This is a genomic window from Actinomadura miaoliensis (genome assembly GCF_039536785.1).
In the GTDB taxonomy this organism is placed as follows: Bacteria; Actinomycetota; Actinomycetes; order Streptosporangiales; family Streptosporangiaceae; genus Spirillospora; species Spirillospora miaoliensis.
This window is the reverse complement of sequence record NZ_BAAAZG010000001.1, coordinates 935,389-951,941: the sequence shown is the minus strand read 5'-3', so window position 1 is coordinate 951,941 and position 16,553 is coordinate 935,389. Positions and strand designations below refer to the sequence as shown.

Below are 16,553 nucleotides of genomic sequence, written 5' to 3'. Positions count from 1 at the left end.
TTCGGAGCGCCTTGGGATCCGTCCTGGCCAGTGGGAACGGTTGCGACGGTCTTGCAGCACGTGATCGGCGCGGTCGCCGCTTGCCCGTTGTCCGCGCTGATTGTTGACAATCCTACGATGGCTTCATAGCGTGTCAATGCCTCCACAGGTTGCGTTCCCGTTAACTGACGCCACCCCGCACGAACCGACCCGGACCCCGGGGGCGGGCCCGAGGAGACGCCCAGGGAGGAGCCGGTGCGACGACCCTCGGTCGTGGTGCTGCACGGGGAGGACCGGCCGCCGGACACCGCGAGCATCGAGCGGCTCGCCGACGTGCGGTACGTGCGCGAACCCGACCTGGCGCGCGCGCTGCCGGGCGCCGACGTCGTCTTCGTGTGGGACTTCCTCTCCGACGCCCTGGCCGGAGCGTGGCCGGACACCGGCGGCCCCCGATGGGTGCACACGGCCAGCGCCGGAGTCGACCGTCTGCTCTTCCCCGGCATCGTGGACGGTGACACGGTCGTCACCAACTCGCGAGGCGTCTTCGAGGAGCCCATCGCCGAGTACGTGCTCGGCCTGGTGCTGTGCTTCGCCAAAGACCTGCACACCACGCTGCGCCTGCAGGGCGAACGACGCTGGCGGCACCGCGAGACCGAACGGGTGGGCGGCAAGCGCGCGCTCGTCGTCGGCACGGGCCCCATCGGACGCGCCATCGCCCGCCGCCTGACCGCCGTCGGCGTGCGCGTGGAGGGCGTCGGCCGCACCGGACGTCCCGCCGACCCCGACCTCGGCCGGGTGCACCCCGCCGAACGGCTGCACGACGTGCTCGGCGAGGCCGACTACGTCATCCTGGCCGCGCCGCTGACGCCCGCCACCCGCGGCATGATCGACGCCGCCGCGCTGGCCCGGATGCGCCCGACCGCCCGCCTCGTCAACGTGGGGCGGGGGCCGCTGGTCGTCGAGGACGACCTGGTCGCGGCGCTGCGGGCGGGCCGGCCGGCCGGGGCCGCGCTGGACGTCTTCGAAAGCGAGCCGCTGCCCGGGACGTCCCCGCTGTGGGAGCTGCCGCAGGTCATCGTGTCCCCGCACATGTCGGGCGACGCCGTCGGCTGGCGCGGCGAACTGGTCCGGCTGTTCGCCGACAACCTCGCCCGCCACCGCGAGGGCCGCCCGCTGCGCAACGTGGTCGACAAAAGGCTCGGCTACGTCCCCTCAGCCCTCGTCTCCGCACGCCCCGACCCGAGGGGGTAGGCAGTGTCCGCAGTCACCGAGGCCACCGAGGCCGCCGACCTGACCGCCGCCGAACTCGCCGGCGCCTACCGCGCCGGGCGTCTGTCGCCGGTCGAGGTCGCCGAGGCGGTGCTGGCGCGCATCGAACGTGTCGACCCCGCGCTCAACGCGTTCTGCCTGGTCGACGCCGAGCGGGCGGTCGAGGCGGCCCGCGCCTCGGCCGACCGGTGGCGGCGCGGCGAGCCGCTCGGCCCGCTCGACGGCGTCCCGGTGTCGATCAAGGACGTGCTGCTCACCCGAGGGTGGCCCACCCTGCGCGGCTCGCGCACCATCGACCCGGACGGAGACTGGTCGCAGGACGCGCCGTCCGTCGCCCGGCTGCGCGAGCACGGCGCCGTGCTCGTCGGCAAGACCACGACGCCCGAGTACGCGTGGAAGGGCGTGACCGACGGCCCGCTGACCGGCGTCACCCGCAACCCGTGGGACCCGTCCCGCACGCCCGGCGGGTCCAGCGGCGGCGCGGCGGCGGCCGTGGCGGCGGGCATGGCGCCGCTGGCGCTGGGCACCGACGGGGGCGGCTCGGTGCGCATCCCCGCCGCGTTCACCGGAACGTTCACCATCAAGCCCACCTACGGGCGCGTCCCGCACTTCCCGGCCAGCCCGTTCGGCACCCTCGCCCACGTCGGCCCGATGACGCGCACGGTGGCCGACGCCGCCGTGCTGCTGGACGCGATCTGCGGGTTCGACGCCCGCGACTGGTCGGCGCTGGAGCCGCCGTCCGCGTCGTTCGCCGACGGCCCCGACGACCTGCGCGGGCTGCGCGTCGCCTTCAGCCCGGCCCTGGGCTTCGCGCGGGTCGATCCGCAGGTGGCCGCGCTGGTGCGGGCCGCCGCGGAGGCGTTCGCCGAGCTGGGCGCCGAGGTGGAGGAGACCGACCCCGGCTTCGCCGACCCGGTGGCCGACTTCGAGGTGCTGTGGTTCGCCGGCGCGGCCAAGGTGGTCGAGCACCTGGACGACGAACGCCGCGCCGAGCTCGACCCGGGGCTGCGGGAGGTGTGCGAGCAGGGCGCGCGGTTCACCGCGCTGCGGTATCTGGACGCGACCGCCCGGCGCATGGAGCTGGGCCTGGTCATGGGCCGCTTCCACGAGCGCTACGACCTGCTGCTGACGCCGACGGTGCCGATCGCGGCGTTCGAGGCGGGCCGCGAGGCGCCGCCCGGCTCGCCGTCGCCGCGCTGGACGAGCTGGACGCCGTTCACCTACCCGTTCAACATGACCCAGCAGCCCGCCGCGAGCCTGCCCTGCGGCTTCACCGCCGAGGGCCTTCCGGTGGGGCTCCAGGTCGTCGGGCCCCGGCATGCCGACGCGCGGGTGCTGGCGGCGTGCCGCGCCTACGAGCGGGCGCGTCCGTGGCACGACCGCCGCCCGCCCGTCCTCGACCCGCCCGCGAAACCATAGGCGGCGGCCGCCCGGCCTTGCGCGGCGGGAACGCGGTGTCTAGTGTCCCGAGCAAGCATTCGCTTGGCTGCGTTCTGGCTCGGGAGGCCCCATGCGTCGCGGCGTCTACCTGCTCGAAGAGGTGGAGTTCCACCCGATGAACTCGCGGCGGCCGCTGGAGTACCTGAAATGGCTCACCGACTACAAGCGCGAGGACGACCGCCGCGCGGCCGGCGCCGCCGAGCTCACCGCGGGCATGTCGATCCGGTCCCGCGAGATCGACCTGGTCGGCGCGTTCTACGCCGTCGGCATCACCGGCCACCCGCAGTTCAAGGTGGTGACGCTGTGGGACTGCCACGGCGGCTGGGCCGGCGGCTGGCGGCAGATGCTGGAGATCTACGACGACGTGCAGCGCAACCTGTTCCTGTCCGACATCGACGACCTGCGCTTCGGCGCGTACTCGCGGCCGCTGGGCGCCGCGCCCGGCAGCCCGGCCGTGGCCGACCTGCTGGCCGACGGGTACGCCGCGCCGCTGTACGTGTTCGAGAGCGCGCGGGTGCGGCCCGGCGCGGTGCTGGACTACCTGGCCGCCGTGCGCGAGGAGCGGGCGCCGCTGCTGGCCGACCACGGCCACCGGCTGGTCGGCGCGTACGAGGTGCAGTTCTGCGACGCCGAGGCCGTCGTCCTGTGGGGCACCGACATCGACGCCCACCTGGCGCTGCAACGGGCCCGCGACGCCGCGCTCGGGCTCGACGACGAGGTCGCCCCCGACCACCGGCTGATCTCCTGGCGCAAACGCGCCCGCGAGTTCCTCGACGGCCCCTGGCGCGAGACCCTCCTCAGCCCCTACCCAGGCAGCAAGCTGGCCCCGCGCTAGGCGTCCTCGTTCTCCTCGCGGTTCCTGCGCCTGCGGGCCCTGCGCTTGACGCCGACCCCGCCCCAGAACGAGAACCCGCTGACGACCACCCGGGGCGCGCCGGGGGCGCCCGGGCCGCTGGCCCGCCCGTCGAAGCCGCCCATGACGCCCAGCCCCTTGACGTGCACCGTGACGTCGTCGGGCGCGATGATCTCGATGCCGCCCATGACGGCGAAGGCGCGGATGCGGACCTCGCCCGAGGTGTAGCGCGCGTCCCGCAGGTCGATCTTGCCGCCGCCCCAGAAGGCGAACGCGGTGAACTTCGGCGGGACCGCCCACACGCCCTGGCGGCTGAACGCGCCCAGCACCCCGATCCCGGTGCGCCAGGTGGGCGCCTCGCCCACGGCGAGCCGCGCGCCGGCGCCCGGGACCGGCGGGTCGGGACGGCCGGTGACCGGCAGGTCGCGCGTCAGCGGCTCCAGCTCGGCGTAGGTCTTGGCCGCGTACACCGCCTCCAGGCGTTCCTCCAGCTCGTCCATGCTGATACGGCCGTCGCCGGCGGCCTCGCGCAGCACCATGGCGACGCGGTCGCGGTCGGCGTCGGAGGCGCGCAGCTCCGGCGCGGGCAGGGGGTCGCGCCGGTCGGGGAGGTCGGTCATGCGGCGAGCCTATCCCTCCGCGGCCACGGCCTCCCGGCGCTCCAGGCGAACGACGATCGACTTGGACGTGGGCGTGTTGCTCACCTCGGCGGTGCTGTCGAGCGGGACGAGCACGTTCGTCTCGGGGAAGTAGGCGGCCGCGCAGCCGCGCGCCGTCGGGAACGCCACGATCCGGAACGCGGGCGCACGCCGTTCCACACCGTCGCTCCACTCCGACACCAGGTCGACGGTCGCGCCGTCGGCCAGGCCGAGCGCCTCCAGGTCGGCGGGGTTGACGAACACGACGCGGCGTCCGGCCTTGATGCCGCGGTAGCGGTCGTCCAGCCCGTAGATGGTGGTGTTGTACTGGTCGTGGCTGCGGACGGTCTGCAGCAGCAGCCGCCCGTCGGGGACGCGCAGCACCTCCAGCTCGTTCACGGTGAGCGCGGCGCGGCCGGACGCGGTGGGGAAGCGGCGGCCGTCGCGCGGCGGGTGCGGCAGCGTGAAACCGCCGGGCCGGCGGACCCGGGCGTTGTAGTCCTCGAAGCCCGGCACCACCCGCGACACGTGGTCGCGGATCACGTCGTAGTCGCGTTCCATCGCCGCCCAGTCGATGCCCGTCTCACCGAGGACGGCGCGGGCCAGGCGGCACACGATCGCGACCTCCGACAGCAGGTGCGGCGAGGCGGGGGCCAGGCGCCCGCGGGAGGCGTGCACCATGCCCATCGAGTCCTCCACGGACACCAGCTGCGGCCCGGACGCCTGCACGTCCCGTTCGGTGCGGCCCAGCGTCGGCAGGATCAGCGCCTGCTCCCCGGTGACGGCGTGCGAGCGGTTCAGCTTGGTCGACACGTGCGCGGTCAGCCGGCAGTTGCGCATCGCCGCCTCGGTCACCGCCGAGTCGGGGGTGGCGCGGACGAAGTTGCCGCCCATGCCGAAGAACACCTTGACCCCGCCGTCGCGCATGGCGCGGATGGCGTCCACGGTGTCCAGGCCGTGCCGGCGCGGCGGCTCGAAGGAGAACTCCGCGGCCAGCGCGTCCAGGAACTCGGGCTTGGGCTTCTCGTAGATGCCCATCGTCCGGTCGCCCTGCACGTTGGAGTGGCCCCGCACCGGGCACACGCCCGCGCCGGGCCTGCCGATGTTGCCGCGCAGCAGCAGGAAGTTGACGACCTCGCGGATGGTGGGGACGGAGTTGCGGTGCTGGGTGAGGCCCATCGCCCAGCACACCACGATGCGGTCGGCGGCCAGCACGTCCCCGAGCGTCGCGGCGATCTCGGCGCGGGTCAGGCCGGTGGCCTCCAGCACGTCGTCCCAGTCCAGCGCCTTGACGTGCTTCTCGAACTCGGCGAACCCGGTGGTGTGCGCGGCGATGAACTCGCGGTCGACCGCGTTCGGCGCGTCCGACTCCAGCAGCATGCGGTTGAGCGCCTGGAACAGGGCCAGGTCGCCGTTCAGCCGGATCTGCAGGAACCGGTCGGCCAGCGCCGTGCCGCGCCCCGCGACGCCGGACGGCCGCTGCGGGTTGCGGAACCGCATCAGCCCCGCCTCCGGCAGCGGGTTGACGGCCACGATCCGCGCGCCCGCCTTCTTGGCCTTCTCCAGGGCCGACAGCATGCGCGGATGGTTGGTGCCGGGGTTCTGCCCCACCACGAAGATCAGGTCGGCCTGGTACAGGTCTTCGAGGAGAACCGAGCCCTTGCCGATGCCGATCGTCTCGGTCAGCGCGGACCCGGACGACTCGTGGCACATGTTGCTGCAGTCGGGCAGGTTGTTCGTGCCGAACGCGCGGGCGAACAGCTGGTAGGCGAACGCGGCCTCGTTGCTGGTGCGGCCGGAGGTGTAGAAGACGGCCTCGTCGGGGGACGACAGCCCGTTCAGCTCGCGGGCGAGCAGGGCGAACGCCTCGTCCCACGACACCGGCTCGTAGTGGTCGGAGCCCGCGCGGCGGATCATCGGCTCGGTGAGGCGGCCCTGCTGCCCCAGCCAGTGGTCGGTGCGCTCGCCCAGTTCGGCGACGGTGTGCCGGGCGAAGAACTCGCGGGTGACGCGGCGGGTGGTGGCCTCCTCGGCGACGGCCTTGGCGCCGTTCTCGCAGAACTCGGCCACGTGCCGGTGGTCGCCCTCGGGCCAGGCGCAGCCCGGGCAGTCGAACCCCTGCTTTCTGGTTGACGCGCAGCAGGGTCAGCGCGGTGCGCCGCGCGCCCATCTGCTCCCAGGACTGGCGCAGCGCCGTGGTCACGCCGGGCACGCCCGCCGCCCACGTCTTCGGCCCGGAGACCTCCAGGCCCGAGTCGTCGAAGTCGTCCACCGGCGCCTTACGCGGCATCGTCACGTCCTCCCAGCTCACCTGACGTCCCCCCACTGTCGCATGCCCGGCGGGCGCCGGGCGCGCGGGGATCCGGCGAATGGAAGATCAGGTTCCGGCGAGGGCGGTGACGACGGGGGCGAACGCGTCCAGGTCGCGCTCGTCGTGCAGCACGTAGTACGACAGGCCGCACTCCTCGCGCCAGCGCAGCAGCCGGTCGCGGTCGGCGGCGGCGTCGCCGGTGAGGACCTGCGGGGTGCCGGCCTGCGCGTCCGGGGCGGCGGCGCTCCAGGAGGCGGCCGCGGCGTCCGGCCGCACCCGCAGCACGGAGGTGCCGAGCTCGATGGCCGGGAAGCGCTCGCCGGCCGCCTCCCGCAGGACGTCGACCTTGCGGCGGAACGCGTCCGGGCCGCCGTCGGCGGTGTCGGGGCCGGAGCCGTCCGGCCGCACCCGCAGGGTGAGGTTGACGATGTCCGCCTCGCGCGCGGCCAGGCGCAGCATGCGCGGCCCGCCGCCGCCCAGCATCAGCCGCGGCCCGGGGCGCTGGACGGGCCGTGGCTCCTGCTCCAGCCCGTCGACGCGGTAGTGCTCGCCCGCGAACGTGAACGGGCCGCCGCGCCACAGCCCCTTCAGCACGGCGATCGCCTCGGCCAGCCGGTCGACGCGCACCCCCGGCGGGTCCAGCGGCAGCCCGGCGCCGGCGTAGTCGCGGGCCATCCAGCCGGTGCCCAGCCCGAACTCCAGCCGCCCGTCCGACAGCAGGTCGACGGTGGCGGCCTCCTTGGCCAGCACGGCCGGATGCCGGAAGTCGTTGGCGAACACCAGCGTGCCGACCCGCAGCCGGGTCGTGGCGCAGGCGGCGGCCGTCATCGCCGCCACCGGGGCCAGGCGCGGGCCGACGAGGTGGTCGGGGACGAGCAGCGCGCCGAAGCCGAGATCCTCCAGGCGCCGGGCCTTGTCCGCCCAGGCCCGGCCGGAGTCGGCCAGGCGCAGCACGGCGGCGAACCGGAAGGGGCGGGGACCACGGGACGGACGGGGCATCGACGGCCTCCAGATGTTACCAAGCGCTTGCTCAGTAGCATCGGCGGCGCTACCGTCCTGCACAAGACCCGGCTCCGTTGGTGAGGGGCGATGCCCATGGGCGTTGCGGCGTTGCGCGCACCGGTGCGCGAGGTGACCGACGAGGAGGTGGCCCGCTTCCGCGAGCACGGCTGGGCCCCGCTGCCCGGCCTGGTCGAGCCGGAGTTCGTCGCCGGCCTGCGGGAACGCGCTCTCGACCGGCTGGCCGGACGGCGCGGGCGCTTCCGCAACGGCTACGTCGATCGAGCGTTCGGCCAGGACCGCGACATCGCCCGCCACGACGAGGCGTTCGCCGCGCTGGCGCTGTCGCCCCGCCTGGGGCGCAACGCGATCCGCCTGCTCACCGGGGTCGACGCGGTACGGCTGCAGGTCACCAACCTGCTGGTCAAGGAACCCGCCGGCGGCGACGGCCACGGCGCCACCGTCTTCCACCAGGACTTCCCGTGGATGCCGATGGACCGCTCGGCCATGCTCACCGTCTGGCTCGCCCTGGACGACGTGCCCGCCGACATGGGGGCGCTGCGCTTCTACAACGGCTCGCACCGGTACGGCTCCCTCGGCCGCAGCTTCGTCCGCGACGGCGACGACGCCCTCAGCAACCACCCCTGGCTGGAGACGCTCGAACTGTCCGAACCGCTCGACCTGGCGGCCGGCGACGCCACCGTGCACAGCGCCCTGGTGATCCACGGCGCCCCGGAGAACCGGCGCGACCGCCCCCGCCTGTCGTTCACCGCCACCTACTTCGACGCCGCCGCCCTCTACACCGGCGCCCCGTACGGGCAGACCGACGACCTCGGCCTGAAGGTGAACGAGCCGTTCGACCACCCCCGGTTCCCGGTGGTGCCCACGGCATGATCGAGACGGTTCGCGGTCCGGTCGCCGACCCCGGCGCCACGCTGATGCACGAGCACATCTTCGGGCTGAGCCCCGAGATCCTGTGGAACTGGCCCGACATCCCCGAGGGCTGGGACCTCGAGGCCCGCGCCCGCGAGGCCGCCGCCAGGCTGAACGAGCTCAAGGCCGCCGGGATCGACACGATCGTCGACCTCACCGTGATCGGTCTCGGCCGGTACGTCCCGGCGGTGCGGCGGGTCGCCGAGCAGACCGAGGTCAACATCGTCGCGGCCACCGGCCTCTACACCTACGACGCGCTGCCCGCCTACTTCGGCAACCGCGGCCCGGGCACGCTGTTCGGCGGCCCCGACCGGCTCGCCGAGTTCTTCGTCCGCGACATCACCGAGGGCATCGGCCGCACCGGCGTCAAGGCGGGCATGCTCAAGTGCGCCACCGGGCGGCAGGGCCTCACGCCCGGCGTGGAACGGGTCATCCGCGCCGTCGCCGCCGCCCACCGCGAGACCGGCGTGCCGATCACCACGCACAGCGAGTCGTCCACCCGCAACGGCCTGGACCAGCAGAAACTCCTCGCCGAGGAGGGCGTCGACCTGTCCCGCGTCGTGATCGGCCACGCGGGCGACTCCACCGACCTGGACTACCTGGAGGAACTCCTCGCGGCCGGCTCGTACCTGGGCATGGACCGCTTCGGCATCGAGTTCACCTCCTTCGAGGACCGCGTCGCCACCGTCGCCGCCCTGTGCGAACGCGGCCACGCCGGCCGGATGGTGCTGTCGCACGACTCGTACTGCTTCAACGACCGCTTCGACTGGGACGTCGTCCGGCGCCGCCACCCGAACTACCACCTGCTGCACATCTCCCGCGACGTGCTGCCCGCGCTGCGCGACCGGGGCGTCACCGACGCCCAGATCCACCAGATGCTCGTCGTCAACCCCCGCGACATCCTCACCGGAGGCCGTCCGTGACCACCCCGGCGTCCACCCCCGCGCCCGCCCCCGGGCGCACCCCCGCGCCGAATCCCGCGCACACCGCCACGGACTTCGACGTCACCGCCGACTGGCACGTCGCCGACCCCTACCCGTTCCTGCGGCGGCTGCGGCACGAGCAGCCGGTGTTCTGGAGCGACCACCTGAAGATGTGGGTGCTCACCCGCTACGACGACGTGCGCGCCGCCTACCGCGACCACACGCGCTTCTCCAGCGTCGGATCGCTCACCCTCTCCCGCACCCTCACCGACGAGGTCAAGGAGACGCTGGGGGAGCACCGGTCCTTCCTGGACAACTTCGCCGCCAACCTCGACCCGCCCCGGCACACCGCCATCCGCCGGGCGATCTCCCGCGCGTTCACGCCCCGCGCCGTCGAACGGCTCGGCGACGACTTCCGCACCAAGGTCGACGCGGCCATCGACGCGGTGCTGCCCGCGGGCCGCGCCGACTTCGTCGCCGACCTGGCCCACCCGCCGTCCGCCCGGCTGGCCGCGGTGTTCATCGGCGTCCCGCCCGAGGACGAGCAGCGGGTCAAGCGGTGGGTGCTGTCATGGTTCCAGCTGTTCCTGTCGCCCCAGCCGCCCGACCGGCAGCGCGAGCTGGCCCAGGACTTCCTCAAGTACCTCGACTACATCGACCGCCTGGTCACCGAGCGCCGCGCCGAACCGCGCGACGACTTCGTGTCGCTGATGGCCGAACTCGTCCCGCACGACCTGTCGCACCGGGAGGTCGTGGAGACGATCAGCGCGCTGCTGCTCGGCGGCAACTACACCGTGCCCAACGGGCTGTCCAACGCCGTCTACCGGCTGCTGCGCGACCGCCGCGACTGGGAGGCGCTGCTCGCCGACCCGTCGCTGATCCCCGGCATGGTCGAGGAGACGCTGCGCGTCGACGGCGCCAGCCTCGGCAGCTTCCGCACCACGACCACCGACGTCACCCTGCACGGCGTGACGATCCCGGCGGGCGCCCAGGTGCTGCTGCACGCCGACTCCGCCGGGCACGACGAGACCGTCTTCCCCGACCCCGAACGCTTCGACATGCGCCGGGCCAACGCCCGCGACCACATGGTGTTCGGGTACGGCGTGCACCACTGCGTCGGCGCCGCGCTCAGCCGCCTCAAGATGAAGATCGCGTTCGAGCGGCTCACCACCCGGCTGCCCGGCCTGCGCCTGCCGCCCCAGCGGGTCGCCTACCGCCGCAGCCTGGTCGGCCGCGGCCTGACGGGCCTGCGGGTGGAGTGGTGAGCGGCGTGCGGGTGAGGGGCGGACGGTGAGGTTCGCCGGACGCGTCGCCCTGGTCACCGGCGCCGGATCGGGCATCGGGCGCGCGTGCGCGCTGCGCCTCGCCGCAGAGGGCGCCGCCGTCGCCGCCGCCGACATCGACGGCGACGCGCTGGTCGCCTTCCTCGCCTCCGCCGAGGCCCGCTGCGTCACCGGCCAGACCATCGTGATCGACTCCGGCACCACCGCGCACCGCCCCGAGCACGCCCTGCGCCGCCACCGGCGGGACGGTCAGCGGGCGGAGAAGTAGCGGCGCGGGTTGGCGACGAGCATCTGGTCGATCTGGGCGTCGGTGACCCCGGCCGCGCGCAGCGCGGGCAGGACGTCGTCGCTGATGTGCCGGTAGTGCCAGTTGGGCGCCAGCTCGCGCAGGCTTTCGGGGTCGGGGCCGAACCAGTCGATGTAGCAGCTGGCGTCGTGGCTGAGGACCATGCGGTCGGCATAGCCGCGCTCGCACAGCGCGGCGATCGTGGCGACCCGGTCGGCGGTGGGGTTGAGCAGGTCCAGCCCGAAGCGGTCCATGCCCAGGATGGCGCCGGTGTCGGCCAGGGCGGCCAGGTAGTCCAGGTCGTTGCTGTCCCCGGCGTGCCCGACGACGACCTTGGTCAGGTCCACGCCCTCCGCGCCGAGGATCTCCAGGACGGGCCGCCCCGCCTCGCTCGGGCTGTGGGTGTGGACGGTGATCGGGGCGCCGGTCTCGCGGTGCGCGGCGGCCACGGCCCGCAGCACGCGCTCCACGCCCTGGGTGAGGCCGGGGGCGTCCACCGCGCACTTGAGGAAGGCGGCCTTGACGCCGGTGTCGGCGATGCCCTCGGTCAGGTCGCGCACGAAGTCGGCGACCATCGGGTCGGGCCCGTCCAGCAGCGCGCCCGGGCCGCGGTGCAGGTAGGGGAACGGCACGTCGTTGTAGGTGTAGAGGCCCGTGGCGACGATGATGTTGAGGCCCGGCACCTGCTCGGCGATCCGCTGGATGCGCGGAACGTAGCGGCCGATGCCCCACACGGTGGGGTCGGCGATCGTGGTGACGCCCAGGTCCCGCAGCTCGCGCAGCCGGGCCACCGCGTCGGCGACGCGCTCCTCCTCGTCCCACCAGGCCCCGGCGCCGTAGTTGGCCATGTGCTCGGCGGACACGACGAACACGTGCTCGTGCATCAGCGTGCGGCCGAGGTCGGCGACGTCCACCGGACCGCGCACGGTCTCGACTGCTGGCATGGGCTCCTCCTGGTCACATACCGGGTCGGTCCTGTAGGTGCAGCACGGCGTCGCGGACGTCGGCGAGCTCGGCGTCCCAGTCGTCCGGCGCGTCCAGGGGGACGAGCACGAACTTCGACAGGCCGGCGCCGACCAGCCGCCCGAGATGGGCCTCGGCCTCCTCCAGCGTGGGGATGACGGAGCCGAGCGGGGCCGGGCCGCGGATGGCGCGCACCCGGGCGAACCGCTCCTCGGCCGCGGGCGACAGCGGGCCGCGCCGGTACGGGACGACCGCGCCGAAGTGCTCCTCCTCGATCTCCCGTCCCGCCTCCTTCGCGGCCCGCTGGACGGTCTTGCGGCCGCGTTCGGCGTCGGGGGGCGTGACGAACGAGGCCAGCCAGCCGTCCGCCAGGCGCCCGGTGCGGCGCAGTTCGGCGTCGGCGGCGCCGCCCATCCACACGTCGAAGCCGCCCGCGGCGGGCTTGGGCTCGATCCGCAGCCGGTCGTAGTGGTAGCGGGGGCCGTCGTGGGTGACCTCGTCCTCGGCCCAGAAGCGGCGCAGCAGCGGCAGCACCTCCTCCAGGATCGCGGCGCGCTCCTCGCGCCGCACGCCGAACGCCTGCTGCTCGCCCGGGTGGCGGATGCCGAGGCCCACCGCGGGCAGCAGCCGCCCGCCCGACAGGCGGTCGAGGGTGGCCAGCTCCTTGGCCAGCAGCGCGGGCGGCCGTCCGGGCAGCGCCAGCACGGCGGTGCCGAGCTTGATCCGGGAGGTGAGCGCGGCGGCGTAGGTGAGGGTGACCAGCGGGTCCCCGGCCGGGCCGGTGGCGCGCTCGCTGACCCACAGCGAGTCGAAGCCCTCGCGTTCCAGGCCGTGCACGAGCGCGGCCAGGGCGTCGGGCGAGAAGGCCGAGCCGAGAGGAGGCGCGAAGCCGATACGGACGATCACCCTACCGACCGTACGGCCCGTCAGTTCGGCGAGGCAATCCTCGGGCGGGCGATGACGGCGGCGGCCACGGCGGCCAGCGCGACGGCCCCGATCGTCACCGTCATCGGCACGGCGGTGTCCGGCCCCGCGATCCCGGCCAGCGGCGCGGCGGCCCCGCCGAGGGCGAACTGCCCCACGCCGATCAGCGCCGACGCGCTGCCCGCCACCCCGGGCGGACGGCCCGACAGCGCCAGCGCCGTGGCGTTCGGCATGACCAGGCCCTGCGCCGCGACCACCAGGAACAACGCGGGCAGCACGGCCGCCAGCCCCGCCCCGGCGAGCACAGCCGCCACCAGGGCCACGGCGCCGGCCGTCTCGATCGCCAGGCCGACGCCCAGCAGACGCCGCAGCGGCACCCGCCCCGCCAGCCGCCCGCTGACCTGCCCGGCCGCCACGATCCCGAGCGCGTTCACGCCGAACACCGCGCTGAACGCCTGCGGCGACAGGCCGTACACGTCCTGCAGCACGAACGGCGACCCGGAGATGTAGGTGAACATCGCCGCGAACGACAGGCCCAGGGCCGCCGCGTACCCGACGAACGCCCGGTCGGCCAGCAGCGACCGGAACGTGCCCAGCGTGGCGCGCACGCCGCCGGTCGCGCGGCGCTCCGGCGGCAGCGTCTCCTCCAGCCCCGCCAGCGCCGCCAGCAGCAGCGCGACGCCGATGCCCGCCAGGACGGCGAACACGCCGGGCCAGGGCGTCACCCGCAGCAGCTGCCCGCCCAGCACCGGCGCCAGGATCGGCGCCAGCCCGTTGACGAGCATGAGCGTCGAGAAGAACCGCGCCGCCGCGACCCCGTCGTAGCGGTCGCGCACGATCGCGCGGGCGATGACGATGCCCGCCGCGCCCGCCATGCCCTGCACCAGCCGCAGCGCGATCAGCGTCTGCACGCTCGGCGCGGCCACGCACAGCAGGGACGCCACCGCGTACGCGGCCAGCCCGATCATCAGGGGGCGGCGGCGCCCCCACGCGTCGCTGAGCGGGCCCGCGACGGCCTGGCCGAGGGCGAGCCCGACCACGCAGGAGGTCAGGGTGAGCTGCGCGGTGGACGTGCCGGTCGACAGGTCGTCGGCCAGCTGCGGCAGCGCCGGCAGGTACATGTCGATCGACAGCGGCGCCACGGCGGTCAGCGCACCGAGGATGACGATCGTCCGGAGCCGTCCGGCGGGCAGGTCGCGCCGGCGTCCGGTGCCGGTGCGTCCCGCCCCGGCGGCGGGGCGCGGTTCCGCTCGTGTCATGGGGCCTCGCTTCGCGACCGGTTCACAGGGTGGAGACGACCTGGTCGAACGCCAGGCGCGGGTGGCGGGGGAAGTAGGCGTCCGGCGCGGGCCTGCCGATGTTCACCACGGCGATCACCTGCTGCCCGGTGCCCGCCAGGAACTCCCGCTCGATGCCCTCGGCGTCGAACCCGGTCATGGGCCCGGCGGCCAGCCCGGCCGCGCGGATGCCGACGATCAGGTAGCCGAGCTGCAGGCCGGCGTTGAACCGGGCCACGGCCGGGCGCCGGGGGTTGGCGGCCATGGCGTCGCGGGCACCCGGCTTGTGCGGGAAGACGGTCGGCAGGTGTTCGTGGAAGTCGCCGTCGGCGGTGACGATCGCGGTGAGCGGGGCGGCGGCGGTCTTGGCCCGGTTGCCCTCGGCCATGTGCGGCAGCAGCCGCGCCCTGGCCTCGGGGGAGCGGATCAGCAGCAGCCGCATCGGCTGCCCGTTCATGGCGGTGGGACCCCATTTGACCAGCTCGTAGATCGCGCGCATCTGCTCCTCGGTCACCGGCTCGTCGGTGAAGGAGTTGGCGGTGCGGGCCTGGCGGAACAGCAGGTCCTGCGCCGCCTCGTCGAGGACGAGTGCGTTGCCGGACACGACGGTCGTCATGGGTCCCCTTCTGGTCGGCTCCGATGGGATCTTCTGTGGAGCCGTAACAGGACGACGAAGCGTTATCTGCCGCGTCAGACAGTGGGGTTCGTCACACCCTCGGCCGCCGGGGCGGTGACACGGGGGTCAGTAGGGAAGGTGGGGCAGGCGCAGGGCCGCCGCCACGACCGCCCCGGCGAGGGTGGCGACGGTCAGCACCGACAGGCCCGTCAGCAGCGCCCACCGCCCCACCTGGTAGCCGACGGGGACGCGGGCGCTGTCACGGCCCCGCACCGGCCAGGGGGCGCGCAGCGGGGCCGTGCCCGGCACCTCCTGACCGGCGTCGCCGGCGGCCGCGTGCGACGGCTCCCCGCCGGCCGGCAGCCCCGACACCCAGCCGAGCAGCTCGGCCACCTCGGCGGGCGGGGTCTCCAGGCCCGAGCCGAAGTAGCGGACCTCTCCGGCCACCTGGTCGAGCGCGCGGACGATGTTGCCCAGGCCCACGCCCTCCAGCCAGCGCCGCACCGCCTCCTCCGGCCCGCCAGCGTCCCGGCCGATCTCGGTGCGCTCCAGCAGGTCGATCTTGGTGACGACGACGGCGACCCGCTTCTGGCGGCCCCGGTCGGGACGCGACCGCAGCTCGTTCAGCACCCGTTGCAGGGTGTCGGCGGGATCCTCCTCCGACGAGGCGGCGGAGGCGTCCACCAGCCGCCGCTCCTCGGTGGTCAGCGACCGGCGCACCAGCGGCAGCGCGAACGGGTCGACCACGAACAGCAACGCCTCGCCGTGGTCGAGGTAGCGCAGCGACTCCACCTCGGTGGCGCCGGTGTAGTGCTCGCCCGCCGGGTCGAACAGGTACAGGATGCGGCGCGCCCGCCCGGGCAGGTCGACGTCCACCATGGTCGCCAGGGGCAGCTCGGGGCCGGTCTTGGCGGGACGGCCGCCGCGCCTGAACTCCCGGATGGCCCCCGCGTACGCCTCGGCGTGGCGCCGCTCCACGAACGCCAGCCGTCCCCTCACCGCACGCGCCTGGGCGTGCAGAGCACGGATGCCCAGGAACATGAACGTGGTCTTGCCCGCCGCAGGGCCGCCCACGAACGGGAGGGGCTCGACGCGGACGCGTCCGATCCGCTCGGGCAGCCGTCCGCCGCAGTGGGGGCAGTACGCGGCCAGGCGGAAGCGGCCCAAGGGCACGGTCGTCGGCAGCCGTGCCCCGCACCGGCACACGTGCCGGAACGCTCCCGCGCGCCCCGGGGCCAGCCGGGGGTGCCTCACCCCGCAGCCGGGGCACTCGTACACCGGCAGCGCGATCTTCTCGTAGCAGAACGGGTGGGGGCAGGTCTGCAGGATGCGCCCGTACACCATGAACCCGCGTTCCACCGCCGCCAGCACCAGCACGCACACCAGCCACCCCGTCAGGCCCACGGCGGCCACCACCGCGTACAGCACGGAGAAGGCGACGCCCAGGGCGGCGGCGGGCAGGGCGGCGGCCACGATGCCCGCGCACAGGGCCAGCCATACGGGGAAGGTGAAGTACCCCCAGGGCCCGCCCAGGAGCATCCGGGTGAGCCACATGACGACGTACCGGGCCATCACCCAGATGCGGGGGACGACCGTGCGGGCTATGGCCCACCAGTCACGCCACACCTGCACCAGCAGATAGTGCCGGTACGCCACCTTCGGTTCGGTCACCGGGGACGGACCGGTGACGCTGGAAGTCGCCAGGGCCTGGCACGCGTGCAGGTAGTACAGGCCGAGCGCGGCGCCCCCGGCGGCGACCAGCGAAGCCGGGAACAGGACGGGGAACACGATGACGAAGCCCAGCCACATCGCCCCGACCCACACGGCGAGCAGCAGCAGGATGACGACGGGATGCACGG

Annotated in this window: 14 protein-coding genes and 2 pseudogenes; 8 read left to right on the top strand and 8 right to left on the bottom strand. The window is 74.4% G+C overall.

Annotated features, from left to right (window positions below; translation table 11 throughout):
* Positions 1-234: 234 nt before the first annotated feature.
* The 3 genes from ABD811_RS04295 to ABD811_RS04285 all read left to right on the top strand — a co-directional run bounded on the left by ABD811_RS04295 (position 235) and on the right by ABD811_RS04285 (position 3,523).
* A complete protein-coding gene (locus tag ABD811_RS04295; protein ID WP_344940983.1) occupies positions 235-1,230 on the top strand; it encodes a D-2-hydroxyacid dehydrogenase in 996 nt (331 codons plus the stop codon).
* Between the two features lie 3 nt (positions 1,231-1,233).
* Positions 1,234-2,667 (top strand): amidase, encoded by a 1,434-nt coding sequence (locus ABD811_RS04290; protein WP_344940980.1) that lies wholly within the window; start codon positions 1,234-1,236, stop codon positions 2,665-2,667.
* Positions 2,668-2,758: 91 nt separating this feature from the next.
* Entirely contained in the window at positions 2,759-3,523 is a 765-nt protein-coding gene (locus ABD811_RS04285; protein ID WP_344940977.1) for a hypothetical protein, read from the top strand.
* On the opposite strand, the gene ABD811_RS04280 is transcribed toward ABD811_RS04285, so the two are convergent.
* Together ABD811_RS04280 and ABD811_RS04275 are read right to left on the bottom strand one after the other, a co-directional pair.
* Positions 3,520-4,161, bottom strand: coding sequence for a DUF1707 SHOCT-like domain-containing protein (locus ABD811_RS04280; RefSeq protein ID WP_344940974.1), 642 nt, complete (start codon positions 4,159-4,161; stop codon positions 3,520-3,522). The two genes, ABD811_RS04285 and ABD811_RS04280, sit on opposite strands and share 4 nt — an antisense overlap.
* Positions 4,162-4,170: 9 nt before the next feature.
* Positions 4,171-6,382: pseudogene (locus ABD811_RS04275) on the bottom strand (FdhF/YdeP family oxidoreductase).
* Between ABD811_RS04275 and ABD811_RS04270 the strand changes: the two are divergent.
* Positions 6,309-6,494, top strand: a complete 186-nt coding sequence (locus ABD811_RS04270) for a hypothetical protein (RefSeq protein ID WP_344941084.1) — start codon at positions 6,309-6,311, stop codon at positions 6,492-6,494. The pseudogene ABD811_RS04275 and the gene ABD811_RS04270 overlap by 74 nt on opposite strands.
* A 62-nt stretch (positions 6,495-6,556) precedes the next feature.
* Here ABD811_RS04270 and ABD811_RS04265 read toward each other — a convergent pair whose 3' ends face one another.
* Positions 6,557-7,489, bottom strand: coding sequence for a TIGR03621 family F420-dependent LLM class oxidoreductase (locus ABD811_RS04265; RefSeq protein ID WP_344940972.1), 933 nt, complete (start codon positions 7,487-7,489; stop codon positions 6,557-6,559).
* Between the two features lie 90 nt (positions 7,490-7,579).
* Here ABD811_RS04265 and ABD811_RS04260 point away from each other — a divergent pair, with 90 nt between their 5' ends.
* From ABD811_RS04260 to ABD811_RS43880, 4 genes and pseudogenes are all read left to right on the top strand, one after another.
* A complete protein-coding gene (locus ABD811_RS04260; RefSeq protein WP_344940969.1) occupies positions 7,580-8,383 on the top strand; it encodes a phytanoyl-CoA dioxygenase family protein in 804 nt (267 codons plus the stop codon).
* Positions 8,380-9,345 carry a phosphotriesterase family protein gene (locus ABD811_RS04255; protein WP_344940966.1) on the top strand — a complete coding sequence of 322 codons (966 nt, stop codon included), beginning with the start codon at positions 8,380-8,382 and terminating at the stop codon, positions 9,343-9,345. Before ABD811_RS04260 ends, ABD811_RS04255 begins: the two co-directional genes overlap by 4 nt.
* Complete coding sequence (locus ABD811_RS04250; protein ID WP_344940964.1) at positions 9,342-10,610, top strand: cytochrome P450; 1,269 nt, start codon at positions 9,342-9,344, stop codon at positions 10,608-10,610. Before ABD811_RS04255 ends, ABD811_RS04250 begins: the two co-directional genes overlap by 4 nt.
* Positions 10,611-10,635: 25 nt before the next feature.
* A pseudogene (locus ABD811_RS43880) lies at positions 10,636-10,761 on the top strand (SDR family NAD(P)-dependent oxidoreductase); the annotation flags it as partial.
* Positions 10,762-10,877: 116 nt separating this feature from the next.
* Here the strand turns inward: ABD811_RS43880 and ABD811_RS04240 are convergent.
* The 5 genes from ABD811_RS04240 to ABD811_RS04220 all read right to left on the bottom strand — a co-directional run bounded on the left by ABD811_RS04240 (position 10,878) and on the right by ABD811_RS04220 (position 16,551).
* Positions 10,878-11,858, bottom strand: coding sequence for a phosphotriesterase family protein (locus ABD811_RS04240; protein WP_344940958.1), 981 nt, complete (start codon positions 11,856-11,858; stop codon positions 10,878-10,880).
* A gap of 13 nt (positions 11,859-11,871) precedes the next feature.
* Positions 11,872-12,783 carry an LLM class flavin-dependent oxidoreductase gene (locus tag ABD811_RS04235; RefSeq protein ID WP_344940955.1) on the bottom strand — a complete coding sequence of 304 codons (912 nt, stop codon included), beginning with the start codon at positions 12,781-12,783 and terminating at the stop codon, positions 11,872-11,874.
* 20 nt (positions 12,784-12,803) lie between these two features.
* Positions 12,804-14,060, bottom strand: a complete 1,257-nt coding sequence (locus ABD811_RS04230; protein WP_344940952.1) for a multidrug effflux MFS transporter — start codon at positions 14,058-14,060, stop codon at positions 12,804-12,806.
* 22 nt (positions 14,061-14,082) lie between these two features.
* A complete protein-coding gene (locus ABD811_RS04225) occupies positions 14,083-14,694 on the bottom strand; it encodes a malonic semialdehyde reductase (protein ID WP_344940949.1) in 612 nt (203 codons plus the stop codon).
* Positions 14,695-14,820: 126 nt separating this feature from the next.
* Entirely contained in the window at positions 14,821-16,551 is a 1,731-nt protein-coding gene (locus ABD811_RS04220; RefSeq protein WP_344940946.1) for a TRAFAC clade GTPase domain-containing protein, read from the bottom strand.
* Between the last annotated feature and the right edge of the window lie 2 nt (positions 16,552-16,553).

Coding starts and splice junctions, on each gene's coding strand:
- ABD811_RS04260 (WP_344940969.1), top strand. CDS start 7,580: ATGCCCATGGGCGTTGCGGCGTTGCGCGCACCGGTGCGCGAGGTGACC.
- ABD811_RS04280 (WP_344940974.1), bottom strand. CDS start 4,161: ATGACCGACCTCCCCGACCGGCGCGACCCCCTGCCCGCGCCGGAGCTG.
- ABD811_RS04265 (WP_344940972.1), bottom strand. CDS start 7,489: ATGCCCCGTCCGTCCCGTGGTCCCCGCCCCTTCCGGTTCGCCGCCGTG.
- ABD811_RS04255 (WP_344940966.1), top strand. CDS start 8,380: ATGATCGAGACGGTTCGCGGTCCGGTCGCCGACCCCGGCGCCACGCTG.
- ABD811_RS04240 (WP_344940958.1), bottom strand. CDS start 11,858: ATGCCAGCAGTCGAGACCGTGCGCGGTCCGGTGGACGTCGCCGACCTC.
- ABD811_RS04225 (WP_344940949.1), bottom strand. CDS start 14,694: ATGACGACCGTCGTGTCCGGCAACGCACTCGTCCTCGACGAGGCGGCG.
- ABD811_RS04230 (WP_344940952.1), bottom strand. CDS start 14,060: ATGACACGAGCGGAACCGCGCCCCGCCGCCGGGGCGGGACGCACCGGC.
- ABD811_RS04285 (WP_344940977.1), top strand. CDS start 2,759: ATGCGTCGCGGCGTCTACCTGCTCGAAGAGGTGGAGTTCCACCCGATG.